This window comes from Streptomyces sp. C, from assembly GCF_000158895.1.
Lineage (GTDB): Bacteria > Actinomycetota > Actinomycetes > Streptomycetales > Streptomycetaceae > Streptomyces > Streptomyces racemochromogenes.
In genome coordinates this window covers 4340066-4353090 of record NZ_GG657750.1, presented here as the reverse complement: position 1 = coordinate 4353090, position 13025 = coordinate 4340066, and the positions used below count along the sequence as shown (strand labels likewise).

Genomic DNA, 13025 nt, shown 5'->3' with positions numbered 1-13025 from the left:
CCTCGCCGCGCAGCTCCGCCCGCAATGTCCGCTGGAGTTCCCCGGTCGACGTCACGGCGCCCACCTTCCCACCCGCCGGGCGTCTCACCCGGTGGACGCGCCTCCGGGGCCCGGTCCGGGACCCGATACGCTCCGCTCGTGGCTGAGATCCAGATTCCCGCTGACATCAAGCCCGCCGACGGTCGCTTCGGCGCGGGCCCCTCCAAGGTGCGGACCGAGGCGCTGGACGCCCTCGCCGCCACCGGTACCTCCCTGCTCGGCACCTCGCACCGCCAGGCCCCGGTCAAGAACCTGGTCGGCTCGGTGCGCCAGGGCCTCCGGGACCTCTTCTCCCTGCCCGAGGGTTACGAGGTGATCCTGGGCAACGGCGGCTCCACCGCCTTCTGGGACGTCGCGACCGCCGGTCTGATCGAGCGGAAGTCCCAGCACCTGACGTTCGGCGAGTTCTCGTCGAAGTTCGCCAAGGCCGCGAAGCTCGCGCCGTGGCTGGACGAGCCGACGGTGATCTCCTCCGAGCCGGGCACGCACCCCGAGCCGGTCGCCGAGGCGGGCGTGGACGTGTACGCGTACACGCACAACGAGACCTCGACGGGTGTCGCGGCGCCGGTGAAGCGCGTCGCGGGCGCGGACGCCGGGTCGCTCGTCCTGGTGGACGCGACGTCGGGCGCGGGCGGCCTCCCGGTGGACATCACCGAGACGGACGTCTACTACTTCGCCCCGCAGAAGTCCTTCGCCTCGGACGGCGGCCTGTGGCTGGCGGCGTTCTCCCCGGCCGCCCTGGAGCGGGCCGCGCGCGTGCACGCGTCGGGCCGGCACATCCCGGAGTTCTTCTCGCTGCCGACGGCGATCGACAACTCGCTGAAGAACCAGACGTACAACACCCCGGCGCTGTCCACCCTCTTCCTGCTGGACCAGCAGCTGGAGTGGATGAACTCGCAGGGCGGTCTGGAGTTCACGACGGGCCGTACGGCGGCCAGCGCGCGGAACCTGTACGGCTGGGCGGAGGCGTCGAAGTACGCGAGCCCGTTCGTGCAGGACGCCGAGAAGCGTTCGGCGGTCATCGGCACGATCGACTTCTCGGACGACATCGATGCGGCGGCGGTGGCGAAGGTGCTGCGCGCCAACGGCATCGTGGACACCGAGCCGTACCGCAAGCTGGGCCGCAACCAGTTGCGCATCGCGATGTTCCCGGCGATCGACCCGGCGGACGTGCAGGCGCTGACGGCCTGCATCGACTACGTGATCGAGCAGCTCTGACCTGACGGGGCCTGCCCCGTACCCGTACCTGTGGAGCCCCCGGCGCCTTCCCGGCGCCGGGGGCTCCTGGCGTTCTCGTCTCTCCACCCCTCGGGACTTTGGTCCCGAAATTCAGGGCAAAAATCCCGCAAACGGACGCCCATTTCCCCGCTCCCACCTGCGCACGCACCCCCCAGGACCTTCGACCCGCCCCTCCCGGCGCCCCTCGGACCCCGAAACCAAACGCCCTCGATGTCCCTCTTGTCCGGTGTGCCGGGAACGATCCCCGGCCGGCCCGTTCCGTTCAGGAGGAACCCATGCGCAAGGCACTCACCCTCACCGCCGTAGCCCTCACCACGTCCCTCGCCCTCGGCGGCGCCACCACCGCTTTCGCCGCCGGCACCCCCACGCCCGCCCCCTCCCCCACCGCGAGCACGCACCCCGCCGCCTCCGCCCGCGTGGAGGTGCCCTCCTCGCCCGTGAAGCCCGGCGACGCCATCAGCGTCACCGTGACCGCCCCCGCCGGCTCCAAGAACCTCGCCGTCTCCTCCGCCGCCCTCGGCGACGTCAGGCTCACCCCCGCCAAGGACGGCAGCTGGAGCGGCACCGCCACGGTCGCCGACGTCAAGGACGGCTCCTACGGCGTCTCCCTCACCGGCAGCGCCCCCGACGGCACCAGGCTCCGGGCCACCGCCCAGCTCACCGTGCACAAGGGCGACGCCCCGAAGCCGCCCACCCCGGCCCCCTCCACGCTCCGCCTCTCCACCGACTTCGGCCGGCCCGGCGACAAGGTCACCGTCACCGTGAAGACCACCGCCAAGGACGCCTACGTGAAGTCCGCCGCCTTCGCCGGCGGCCGCGTCGACCTGAAGAACGACGGCCACGGCACCTTCACCGGCACCGCGACCGTCGCCAAGGACGTCAGGACCGGCTACTACGGGGTCGACGCCTTCGCCGGCGGCAAGAAGTTCGACACCGCCAGGTTCTCCACCGAGGCCAAGGGCGCGCCCGACGTGAAGCCGGTCCCGCTGAAGCCCTCCGAGCACAAGACGCCCAAGGGCTCCGTGAACACCGGCCAGGCCCCCGCCGATGCCTGAGACCGCCCCCTCCCGCCGCCGGGGCGGCCGCGCACCCCGCGCCGCCGCCCTGGCGGGGGCCCCGGCCCTCGCCCTGGCCCTGACCCTGGCCACCGGCTGCTCGGCCGGCGCCCAAGCGCACGGCACGACCCCCCGCACCACCGCCTCCGTCATCCCCGCCGCCGTCCTCCCCGCCTCCGTCCCCGACCGGATCGAGATCCCCGGCATCAAGGTCGACGCCCCGCTCGACTCCGTCGGCCTCGACGCCCAGGGCGTCATGCAGGAACCCGACTTCGCCAAACCGGAGGACGCCGCCTGGTACAGGCAAGGCCCTACCCCCGGCGAGGCCGGCGCGGCCGCGATCGTCGGACACATGGACACCCCACAGGCCCCCCGGGCCGTCTTCTACAACCTCAAGACCCTGAAGAAGGGCCAGGAGATCGAGGTCCACCGCACCGACGGCACCACCGCCGTCTTCTCCGTCGACTCCGTCGACACCTTCAAGAAGGACGCCTTCCCCACCGGCAAGGTCTACGGCGACACCCACGGCAAGGCCGAACTCCGCCTGATCACCTGCGGCGGCAACCTCACCGCCGACCGCCACTGGGACTCCAACGTCGTCGTGTTCGCCCACCTCACGGGCAAGGCGTAGCCCGCCACGCGATACCTTCAGCACTCCAGAGGAGTACGCGGTACAGCGTGGAGGCATGCGGCGTGAACGTGCGAGTGACGGCGGCCGGGAGCGGCGTGGACCCCTTCAGCACCGCCCGGCTGCGGCGGGGGGTGCTCGACGCGTGGGGCGCGGGCCCGGCCCGGTTCCGCGAGGACGCCAACGCCGAGGAGGACCTCGCGCTCGGCGGCTACCGGGACCGGCTCGTCGTCGAGCTGGCCCAGAACGCCGCCGACGCCGCCGCCCGCGCCAAGGTCCCCGGCCGGCTGCGCCTGACCCTGCACCCCGCCGGCCCCGACGGCCCCGCCGTGCTGGCCGCCGCCAACACCGGGGCCCCGCTCGACGCGACGGGCGTGGAGTCGCTGAGCACCCTGCGCGCCTCCGCCAAGCGGGAGAACGACCAGGGCTCCGTGGGCCGCTTCGGCGTCGGCTTCGCCGCCGTACTGGCCGTCTCCGACGAGCCGGCGGTCCTCGGCCGCCACGGCGGCGTCCGCTGGTCCCTCGCCGAAGCCCGCGAACTGGCCCGGGAGGCGGCGGCCTTCAGCCCCGGCCTCGGCGACGAGCTCCGCCGCCGCGACGGCCACGTACCGCTGCTGCGGCTGCCGCTGCCCGCCGAGGGCACCGCCCCCGAGGGCTACGACACCGTCGTCGTCCTCCCGCTGCGCGACGCCGCCGCCGAGGACCTCGCCGAACGCCTGCTGGCCGGCATCGACGACGCCCTGCTGCTGACCCTGCCCGGGCTGCGCGAGGTCGTCATCGAAACCCCCTCCGCCGGACACCGCGTCCTCTTCCGGCGCATGGACGGCCCGTACACCGTCATCGAGGACTCCGCCTCCGGCACCCACCGCTGGCGCACCGTCCGCCACACCGGTCCCATCGACCCCGCCCTCCTCGCCGACCGGCCCGTCGAGGAGCGGCTGCGGCCCGACTGGACGGTCACCTGGGCCGCCCCCGTCGACCCCGACGGCGCCCCCGTACGCCCCCGCACCGCGCCCGTCGTGCACGCCCCGACCCCCACCGACGAGCCCCTCGGCGTCCCCGCCCTGCTCATCGCCTCCCTGCCGCTGGACACCACCCGCCGCCACCCCGCGCCCGGGCCGCTGACCGACTTCCTCGTGGAACGCGCCGCCGACGCGTACGCCGAACTCCTGGGCGCCTGGGAGCCGGTGAGCACCGCCCTGGTCGACCTCGTGCCCGGCCCGCTCGGCGGAAGCCCCCTCGACGGCGCCCTGCGCGCCGCCGTCCTCCAGCGGCTGCCCCGCACCGCGTTCCTCGCCCCGGCCGCCCCCACCGAGGAACTCCCCTCGCTGCGGCCCTTCGAGGCCGAGGTCGTGGAGGGCGCCGGCGCCGACACCGTACGGGTCCTCGCGGAGGTCCTCCCGACGCTGCTGCCCGCCGGGCTCGAACGCCGCCCCGAGCTGCGCACCCTGGGCGTGGGCCGGCTGCCGCTAAAAAAAAAACATCGAGCGGATCGCCGGCATCGAGCGCACCCCGGACTGGTGGCACCGCCTCTACGACACCCTGGCCGGGATGGACCCGGACCGGCTGTCGGGCCTGCCCGTGCCGCTCGCCGACGGCCGCACCACCATCGGCCCGCGCCACGTCCTGCTGCCGGGCCCCGACACCCCCGCCGACCTGGCCCGCCTCGGCCTGAAGGTGGCCCACCCGGACGCCGCGCACCCGCTGCTGGAGAAGCTCGGCGCGCTCCCCGCCACCGCGCGCGCCGTCCTGACGACCCCGCAGGTCCGCGCCGCCGTGGCCGCCTCCCTGGACGCCGGCGAGGTCTGGGACGAGGACGCGCCGGACCCGGAGGAGCTCGCCGACACCGTCCTGACCCTGGTCCGCGCGGCCGCCCTGGCCCCGGGCGAGGAGCCGTGGCTGGGCGCGCTGGCCCTGCCCGACGAGGACGGGGAACTCGCCCCGGCCGGGGAGCTGCTGCTCGCCGGGAGCCCGCTGGCGTCGGTGCTCCGCGAGGACGAGGTCCCGTACCTGGACGCCGAGTTCGCGGCCCGCTGGGACGCGGACACGCTGGCCGCGTGCGGGGTGCTGACCGAGTTCCAGCTGGTCCGCGCCACCGACGTGGGTCCTCGACCCGGACGAACTGGAGCCCCGCGAGGGCGACTTTCGCCGAGCCGGACGACGCCGGGCCTGCTGGACGCCGTCGACGTGCGGGGCGAGGACCTCCTCGACCAGTTCCCCGACACCCCGGTGCCGCCGGTGGCGACCGAGCTGATCGCCGTCCGGGACCTGGACCTCGTCGACGACGACCGCTGGCCGCAGGCCCTGGCGATGCTGGCGCAGCCGCCGCTGCGCGACGCCCTGACCCAGCCGGTGCGGATCCTGCTCCCGGACGGCACCACGCGGTCGGTGCGCTCGTACACCGCCTGGTGGCTGCGCGACCATCCGGTGCTGGACGGCCGCCGCCCGGCCGGTCTGCGGTCCGCGGGCGGCGACCCGCTGCTGGCGGGCCTGTACGCCCCGGCGGACGCGACGGGCTTTGAAGACGAGCAGGTGCTGCGGGCCCTGGGCGTACGCACCTCCGTGCGGGCCCTGCTGGAGGAGCCCGGCGGCGCGGCCGAGCTGCTGGGCCGGCTCGCCGACCCGGACCGCGAGGTCACCGGGCACCAGCTGCACGCGCTGTACGGGGCGCTGGCCGATCTGGACCCGGAGCAGGTGACGCTGCCGGACGAGCTGCGGGCGGTGGTGGACGGCGAGGTGGTCGTGGTGGACGCGGCCGACGCGGTCGTCGCGGACGCCCCCGACCTGCTCCCGCTGACGGCGGGCCTGCCGCTGCTGCCGGTCGCCCCGGCCCGCGCGGCGGACCTGGCCGACCTGTTCCAGGTGCGTCGCCTGTCGGAGACGGTCCCGGCGGAGGTGACGACGCCGGGCGAGGAGCACGAGGTGCCGGAGTCGGTACGGATCCTGCTGGGCCCGAAGACCCCGGCGACGTACGTGGAGCACGAGGAGCTGGTGGCGGGCGGCACGGAGCTGGACTGGCGGCTCACCCCGGACGGGGTGCTGCACGCGGCGACCCTGGAGGGCGTGGCGGCGGGCCTGGCCTGGTCGGCGTCCCAGTGGCCGCGCCGCTTCGAGGTGGCGGCCCTGCTGGAGGACCCGTCGCGGACGGCGGAACTGGCCCGGGACCGCTGGTTCGACTGACCGGCCGGGGCGGCTACGCCCGGAAGCGCCGGTCCACCCACCGGAAGGTGAACTCGATCGCGGCGGATGCGGCCGCCGCGATCGCGACGGCGATCCACGGCATGGTCACGCCCTCCAGCTTGAGCTGGAAGAAGTCCTGGAGCCAGGGCACGACGAGGACGACGAGGAAGGCCGCGCCCATCGCGCCGACCAGGGCGACGCGCCACCACGTGTAGGGGCGGGCGATGATCGCGAGCACCCACATGGAGGTCAGGAACAGGGCGAGCGTGGCCGCGCTGGTCTCGGCCTTGAGGGCGTCGGGGCCGCTGTAGTGGGCGCGGGCGATCAGGTAGGTGGCGAAGGTGGCGACGGCCGCGATGGCGCCACCGGGGATCGCGTAGCGCATGACCCGCTTCACGAAGTGCGGCCTGGCGCGTTCCTTGTTCGGGGCGAGCGCCAGGAAGAAGGCCGGGATGCCGATGGTGAGGGTGGACAGCAGGGTGAGGTGGCGCGGCAGGAAGGGGTACTCGACCTGCGAGCAGACCACCAGGATCGCCAGCAGCACCGAGTAGACCGTCTTGGTGAGGAAGAGGGTCGCGACGCGGGTGATGTTGCCGATGACGCGGCGGCCTTCGGCGACCACCGAGGGGAGCGTGGCGAAGCTGTTGTTCAGCAGCACGATCTGCGCGACGGCCCGGGTGGCTTCGGAGCCGGAGCCCATGCTGACGCCGATGTCGGCGTCCTTGAGGGCGAGGACGTCGTTGACGCCGTCCCCGGTCATGGCGACGGTGTGGCCGTTGGACTGGAGGGCACCGACCATGTCCCGCTTCTGCTGCGGGGTGACGCGGCCGAAGACGGAGTTCCCGTCGAGGACCTGGGCCATCTCGGCGCGTTCGGCGGGCAGCTCGCGGGCGTCGACGGTGTGGTGCGCGCCGGGCAGGCCGAGCTTGCCGGCGACGGCGCCGACGGAGACGGCGTTGTCGCCGGAGATGACCTTGGCCTTGACGTTCTGCTCGTCGAAGTAGCGCAGGGTGTCGGCGGCGTCGGGGCGCAGTCGCTGTTCGAGGACGACGAGGGCGGTGGGGCGTACGCCGGTGGCGACGGCGGGGTCGTCGAGTTCGCGGGCGGAGCGGGCCAGCAGGAGGACGCGTAGCCCTTGTTCGTTGAGGCCGTCGATCTCGTCGAGGGCGGGGTCCCCGGCGGGGAGGAGCACGTCGGGGGCGCCGAGCAGCCAGGTGTTGTTCTCGCCGTCGCCCTCGCTGAAGCTGGCGCCGCTGTACTTGCGGGCGGAGGAGAAGGGCAGGGACTCGGTGCAGCGCCACTCGGCGCTGTCGGGGTAGGCGTCGATGATGGCCTGGAGGCTGGCGTTGGGGCGGGGGTCGGATTCGCCGAGGGCGCCGAGGACCTTCTGGACGTAGGCGGCTTCCGCGCCGCCGAGGGGGCGGAGTTCGGTGACGTCCATGCCGCCTTCGGTGAGGGTGCCGGTCTTGTCGAGGCAGACGACGTCGACGCGGGCGAGGCCCTCGATGGCGGGGAGTTCCTGGACGAGGCACTGTTTGCGGCCGAGCCGGATGACGCCGATGGCGAAGGCGACGGAGGTGAGGAGGACGAGCCCCTCGGGGATCATCGGGACGATGCCGCCGACGGTGCGGGCGATGGAGTCCTTGAGGTTGGAGTCCTTGACGACGAGCTGGCTGATGACGAGGCCGATGGAGGTCGGGACCATCATCCAGGTGACGTACTTGAGGATGGTGGAGATGCCGGAGCGCAGCTCGGAGTGGACGAGGGTGAAGCGGGAGGCCTCTTCGGCGAGCTGGGCGGCGTAGGCCTCGCGGCCGACCTTGGTGGCGGTGAAGGCGCCGCCGCCGGCGACGACGAAGGAGCCGGACATGACCTGGTCGCCGGGCTTCTTGAGGACGGGGTCGGCCTCGCCGGTGAGGAGGGATTCGTCGATCTCCAGTCCGTCGGCCTCGCCGACGAGGCCGTCGACGACGACCTTGTCGCCGGGTCCGAGTTCGATGACGTCGTCGAGGACGATCTCGGAGGTGGAGACCTCTGCGGTGGTGCCGTCGCGGCGGACGCCGGGTTTGGCCTCGCCGATGACGGCGAGGCCGTCGAGGGTCTTCTTGGCGCGGAGTTCCTGGATGATGCCGATGCCGGTGTTCGCGATGATCACGAAGCCGAAGAGGCTGTCCTGGATGGGCGCGACGCCCAGCATGATCACCCACAGGACGCCGATGATGGCGTTGAAGCGGGTGAAGACGTTGGCCCGCACGATGTCGGCGGTGGAGCGGGAGGAGCGGACGGGGACGTCGTTGACGTCGCCGCGTGCGACGCGTTCGGCGACCTCGGCGGTGCTGAGGCCGGCCGGCTTGAACCGGGGGGCGGGGGGCTTCACCGGGTGTACGGGGTCGAGCTCGGCGCCCGCGTCGATGGCGGCGCCGCCGGCCCGTTCCGGCCCGTCATGGTCGATCCTCGCCCGCTGCGTCATGTTTTCGACGGTAAGGGCGGTTCGAACGCTTCACCCCCCGAGCGGTCGGAAGATCCGACTTCAGGATGACCCGAATCGTCCCGAGGTCGCCCGTGGCGGCGACAGCCGCGGCGCGGCCGGGCGGCGCCCGGCGCCCACCCAGGGGCCCGCTCGCCGGCCGGGCAGCCGGGCCCCGCTCCGGGGCCGCCGGCGGGGCCTACGCCCCGCTGCCCGCCTGTGGGGCCGGCCCGGCCTCGCCGCCCCCGGCAGCCCGAGCTGCCTGTTCCGCCGCGTGAGCACGAAGGGCGGCGTCGCGGCCGCGGACGTACCAGATGCCGATCAGGCCGAGCCCGCCGCCGGCGGCGCAGGTCCACACCCACCACAGCAGGTCGCGGTCGGCGAACCACCCGTAGAAGGGCAGCTGGACGACGAACATGGCGAACCAGAGGATCGTGCCGCCGGTGATGGTGGCGACAACCGGGCCCTCAAGGGGCTCGGGCGCCTCGTGCTTCGCAGTCCACTTCGCCATGGCGCCAAGTCTAGGTGGCCCGTTTTCGGGTCTACGCGCGGAGATGGACGACCCTTCGTTCATGTGTTCATACTGAAACGGTTTGTCTACGACCAGATTCGTTCGTATGAACCGCCCAATAGACCCGTTTGAGGACCGCATGAGCACCTCGGCACCCGCCGCGGCCCCCACCACCGGCCTGGACCGGTACTTCAAGATCTCCGAGCGCGGCTCGACCGTCGCCCGCGAGGTCCGGGGCGGCTTCGCCACCTTCTTCGCGATGGCCTACATCATCGTGCTGAACCCGATCATCCTGGGCAGCGCGAAGGACATGTACGGGCACCAGCTCGACGGCGGCCAGCTCGTCACCGCGACCGTCCTGACGGCCGCCTTCTCCACCCTCCTCATGGGCGTGATCGGCAACGTCCCGATCGCCCTGGCCGCCGGCCTCGGCGTCAACACCGTCGTGGCCCTCCAGCTGGCCCCGCGCATGAGCTGGCCCGACGCCATGGGCATGGTCGTCCTCGCCGGCTTCGTCGTGATGCTGCTGGTCGCCACCGGCCTGCGCGAGCGCGTCATGAACGCCGTCCCGCAGGGCCTGCGCAAGGGCATCGCGATCGGCATCGGCCTGTTCATCATGCTGATCGGCCTGGTCGACTCCGGCTTCGTCACCCGCATCCCGGACGCCGCCCACACCACGGTCCCGCTCCAGCTCGGCGGCAACGGCCACCTGCACGGCTGGCCCGTCCTGGTCTTCGTCGTCGGCGTGCTGCTCACGCTCGCGCTGCTGATCCGCAAGACGCCCGGCGCGATCCTGATCTCCATCGTCGTGATGACCGTCGTCGCGGTCGCCGTGCAGCTGATCGCCGACCTGCCGGACCTCGCCTGGGGCCTGACCGTCCCGCAGTGGCCCGGCAACCCGGTCGCCGCCCCGGACTTCGGGCTGGTCGGCCAGGTCAGCCTCTTCGGCGGCTTCGGCAAGGTCGGCGTCCTCACGGGCATCCTGTTCGTCTTCACCGTGCTGCTGTCCTGCTTCTTCGACGCGATGGGCACCATCCTCGGCGTCGGCGACGAGGCCAAGCTGACCAAGCCGGACGGCACCTTCCCCGGCATCAACCGGGTCCTGCTCATCGACGGCCTGGCCGTCGCCTCCGGCGGCGCCACCTCGTCCTCCGCCACCACCTGCTTCGTGGAGTCCACGGCGGGCGTCGGCGAGGGCGCCCGAACGGGCCTGGCCAACGTGGTGACCGGCGCCCTCTTCACCGTCTCGCTCTTCCTGACCCCGCTCGCCACGATGGTCCCCTCACAGGCCGCCACCCCCGCCCTCGTCGCGGTCGGCTTCCTGATCCTGGCGGGCTCGGTCCGGGACATCGACTGGAGCGACTTCACCATCGCCGTCCCGGCCTTCATGGCCATGGTGATGATGCCCTTCACCTACTCGATCACCAACGGCATCGGCATCGGCTTCGTCAGCTTCGCCGTGCTGCGGCTGGCGACGGGCCGGGGCCGTGAGGTCCCGGCCGCCATGTACGCCGTCTCGGCGGTCTTCGTCTTCTACTACGCGATGCCGGCCCTCGGCCTCACGTGAGCCCGTAGAACTTCTCCGTCTCGTCGACGGCGGCCTTGAACCGCTCGTCGAAGTCATCGCGAATGAGCGTCCGGACCACATAGTCCTGGACGCTCATTCCGCGTTTGGCGGCATGGTGCCGGAGCCGTTCCAGCAGCTCCCCGTCTATGCGCATGCTCAGCACATGTGTCCCCATGCCCGAAAGGGTCGGGCCACAGGGTGCGCACGCGTGTCACTTTCCGCCGCGCACTCACCCGTACGAGTGAGCTCGAAACCATTTTTCCTTAGACAGAGTAATGAGTTATTCTAAAGACATGCGTGACCTCTCCCATGGCGACGACGCCGCCGCCGTGAACGATCTGCGCTCCGCCGTGATGCGGCTGGGCCGGCGCCTGAAGCACCAGCGCGTCGACGAATCGCTCAGCCCGACCGAGATGTCGGTGCTCGGCACCCTCGCCCGCTGCGGCCACGCCACCCCCGGTGAGCTGGCCCGGCGCGAGCACGTCCAGCCCCCGTCGATGACTCGCATCGTCGCGCTGCTGGAGGCCAAGGGACTGGTCACGCTGGAGCCGCACCCCGAGGACCGCCGCCAGAAGGTGGTCCGCCAGACCGAGGAGGCCGAGACGATGCTCGAAGAGAGCCGTCGCAAGCGCAACGCCTTCCTGGCCGGGCTCGCGGCCGAGCTCACCGAGGACGAATGGGCCAAGCTCCGCGCGGCCGCACCCGTCCTGGAGAAGCTCGCCCACCTATAGGAACGACGCCAGGAGGCGAACGCTTTTGAGTACGGGAACCGGAGCAGACTCCGCACCCGGCCATACATCCACCACTACCAGCGCCGCGAGCAGGAACTCCATGTTCGGCTCGCTGAGGATCCGGAACTACCGGCTCTTCGCCACCGGCCAGGTCGTCTCCAACACGGGCACCTGGATGCAGCGCATCGCGCAGGACTGGCTGGTCCTCTCGCTGACCGGCTCCGCGTCCGCCGTCGGCGTCACCATCGCCCTGCAGTTCCTGCCGATGCTGCTCTTCGGGCTCTACGGAGGCGTACTCGCCGACCGGCTGCCCAAGCGGCCGCTGCTGATCGCCACCCAGAGCGCGATGGGCCTCACCGGCGTCGCACTCGCCGCACTGACCCTGGCCGGCAACGTCCAGGTCTGGCACGTCTACCTCGCCGCCTTCCTGATCGGCCTGGTCACCGTCGTGGACAACCCGGCCCGGCAGACGTTCGTCTCCGAGATGGTCGGCCCCGCGCAGCTCGCCAACGCCGTCAGCCTGAACTCGGCGAACTTCCAGTCCGCGCGGCTGGTCGGCCCGGCGATCGCCGGCGTGCTCATCACCGCCGTCGGCTCCGGCTGGGCCTTCCTGCTGAACGGCCTGTCCTTCGCCGCGCCCATCGCGGGCCTGCTGCTGATGCGCACGCGCGAACTGCACCCCGTCACCCCGCAGCCGCGCGCCAAGGGACAGCTGCGCGAAGGCCTGCGCTACGTCGCGGGCCGGCCCGAGCTGGTCTGGCCGATCGTGCTGGTCGGCTTCATCGGCACCTTCGGGTTCAACTTCCCGATCTGGCTGTCGGCCTTCACCGAGGACGTCTTCCACGGCGACGCGGGCACCTACGGGTTGTTCAACACCCTCATCGCGGCCGGCTCCCTGGCCGGCGCCCTGCTGGCGGCCCGCCGCGGACACTCCCGCCTGCGGCTGCTGGTGACGGCGGCGGTGCTCTTCTCGGTCCTGCTGCTGGTCACCGCGTTCGCGCCGGGCTTCTGGCTGTTCGCGGTGCTGCTGGTGCCGATCGGGATGTTCGGGCTGACCGTCAACGTCGTGGCGAACTCCAACGTCCAGATGGCCACCGACCCCGAGATGCGGGGGCGGGTGATGGCCCTGTTCATGATGGTGTTCACCGGCGGCACCCCGGTCGGCGCGCCGCTGGTCGGCTGGATCACGGACACGTACGGAGCCCGGCTGGGCATGGCCGCGGGCGGCCTGATCTCCCTCGCCGCGGCGGTGGCCGTCGGCCTGGTCCTGTCCCGCGTCGGCAACCTCCGGCTCCGCCTGAACCGCCACGGCGTCGTCTTCGTCCCGGCCGGGGCGCGGCGCGAGCTGGCCCCCGCCGCGTAGGCCCTGGCCGGGCGGGGGGTGTACCGCTGCGCGGGCTGCTCCCCGCCCCGCCCTTCGCCCGTTCCCCGGGGCTGCGCCCCGGACCCCCTGGGGGCTCCGCCCCCAGACCCCCGCGCCTCAAACGCCGGCGGGGCTGGAAGTTGCCGGCCGGGGCTGGATTACGCGCAGCGAAATTCCAGCCCGCGCTGGGGGCACCTCCCCGCGGTAGCTGGGGGAGTTTGAGCGCACCGGGCGCGGAGCGCCCG

General features: G+C 72.7%; 9 protein-coding genes and 1 pseudogene. 7 read left to right on the top strand and 3 right to left on the bottom strand.

Translation table 11 applies throughout. The features are described from left to right. The first annotated feature begins 138 nt into the window (after positions 1-138). The 4 genes and pseudogenes from serC (at position 139) to SSNG_RS19550 (ending at position 6141) form a co-directional block, all read left to right on the top strand. The gene (serC, locus tag SSNG_RS19565; RefSeq protein ID WP_007265608.1) at positions 139-1257 is read left to right on the top strand and encodes a phosphoserine transaminase; all 1119 of its coding nucleotides are present in this window, start codon (positions 139-141) and stop codon (positions 1255-1257) included. Between the two features lie 296 nt (positions 1258-1553). Continuing rightward, positions 1554-2333: a hypothetical protein gene (locus SSNG_RS44875; RefSeq protein ID WP_007265607.1), complete on the top strand. Its 780-nt coding sequence runs from the start codon at positions 1554-1556 to the stop codon at positions 2331-2333. After that, positions 2326-2964 carry a class F sortase gene (locus SSNG_RS19555; protein ID WP_007265606.1) on the top strand — a complete coding sequence of 213 codons (639 nt, stop codon included), beginning with the start codon at positions 2326-2328 and terminating at the stop codon, positions 2962-2964. Before SSNG_RS44875 ends, SSNG_RS19555 begins: the two co-directional genes overlap by 8 nt. A gap of 62 nt (positions 2965-3026) precedes the next feature. Then, positions 3027-6141: pseudogene (locus SSNG_RS19550) on the top strand (molecular chaperone Hsp90). A 13-nt stretch (positions 6142-6154) separates the two neighbouring features. Here SSNG_RS19550 and SSNG_RS19545 read toward each other — a convergent pair. Both SSNG_RS19545 and SSNG_RS19540 read right to left on the bottom strand, forming a co-directional pair. After that, positions 6155-8611, bottom strand: coding sequence for a cation-translocating P-type ATPase (locus SSNG_RS19545; RefSeq protein WP_007265604.1), 2457 nt, complete (start codon positions 8609-8611; stop codon positions 6155-6157). Between the two features lie 196 nt (positions 8612-8807). After that, positions 8808-9119, bottom strand: a complete 312-nt coding sequence (locus SSNG_RS19540) for a DUF2530 domain-containing protein (RefSeq protein ID WP_007265603.1) — start codon at positions 9117-9119, stop codon at positions 8808-8810. Positions 9120-9258: 139 nt separating this feature from the next. Between SSNG_RS19540 and SSNG_RS19535 the strand changes: the two genes are divergently transcribed. Continuing rightward, complete coding sequence (locus tag SSNG_RS19535; RefSeq protein ID WP_042801409.1) at positions 9259-10686, top strand: NCS2 family permease; 1428 nt, start codon at positions 9259-9261, stop codon at positions 10684-10686. Here the strand turns inward: SSNG_RS19535 and SSNG_RS19530 are convergent. Continuing rightward, positions 10679-10861, bottom strand: a complete 183-nt coding sequence (locus SSNG_RS19530; protein ID WP_007265601.1) for a hypothetical protein — start codon at positions 10859-10861, stop codon at positions 10679-10681. The genes SSNG_RS19535 and SSNG_RS19530 overlap by 8 nt on opposite strands. A gap of 118 nt (positions 10862-10979) precedes the next feature. On the opposite strand from SSNG_RS19530, the gene SSNG_RS19525 reads away from it, so the two are divergent. Together SSNG_RS19525 and SSNG_RS19520 are read left to right on the top strand one after the other, a co-directional pair. After that, positions 10980-11417 (top strand): MarR family transcriptional regulator, encoded by a 438-nt coding sequence (locus SSNG_RS19525; RefSeq protein ID WP_007265600.1) that lies wholly within the window; start codon positions 10980-10982, stop codon positions 11415-11417. 25 nt (positions 11418-11442) lie between these two features. Continuing rightward, on the top strand, positions 11443-12780 hold the full coding sequence (locus SSNG_RS19520) for an MFS transporter (protein ID WP_007265599.1): 1338 nt from the start codon (positions 11443-11445) through the stop codon (positions 12778-12780). Positions 12781-13025 lie beyond the last annotated feature (245 nt).

Excerpts from the sequence above, each read along its gene's own strand:
- SSNG_RS19540 (WP_007265603.1), bottom strand. The coding sequence starts at position 9,119 with ATGGCGAAGTGGACTGCGAAGCACGAGGCGCCCGAGCCCCTTGAGGGC.
- SSNG_RS19530 (WP_007265601.1), bottom strand. The coding sequence starts at position 10,861 with ATGGGGACACATGTGCTGAGCATGCGCATAGACGGGGAGCTGCTGGAA.
- SSNG_RS19545 (WP_007265604.1), bottom strand. The coding sequence starts at position 8,611 with ATGACGCAGCGGGCGAGGATCGACCATGACGGGCCGGAACGGGCCGGC.
- SSNG_RS19555 (WP_007265606.1), top strand. The coding sequence starts at position 2,326 with ATGCCTGAGACCGCCCCCTCCCGCCGCCGGGGCGGCCGCGCACCCCGC.
- SSNG_RS19535 (WP_042801409.1), top strand. The coding sequence starts at position 9,259 with ATGAGCACCTCGGCACCCGCCGCGGCCCCCACCACCGGCCTGGACCGG.
- SSNG_RS19525 (WP_007265600.1), top strand. The coding sequence starts at position 10,980 with ATGCGTGACCTCTCCCATGGCGACGACGCCGCCGCCGTGAACGATCTG.
- SSNG_RS44875 (WP_007265607.1), top strand. The coding sequence starts at position 1,554 with ATGCGCAAGGCACTCACCCTCACCGCCGTAGCCCTCACCACGTCCCTC.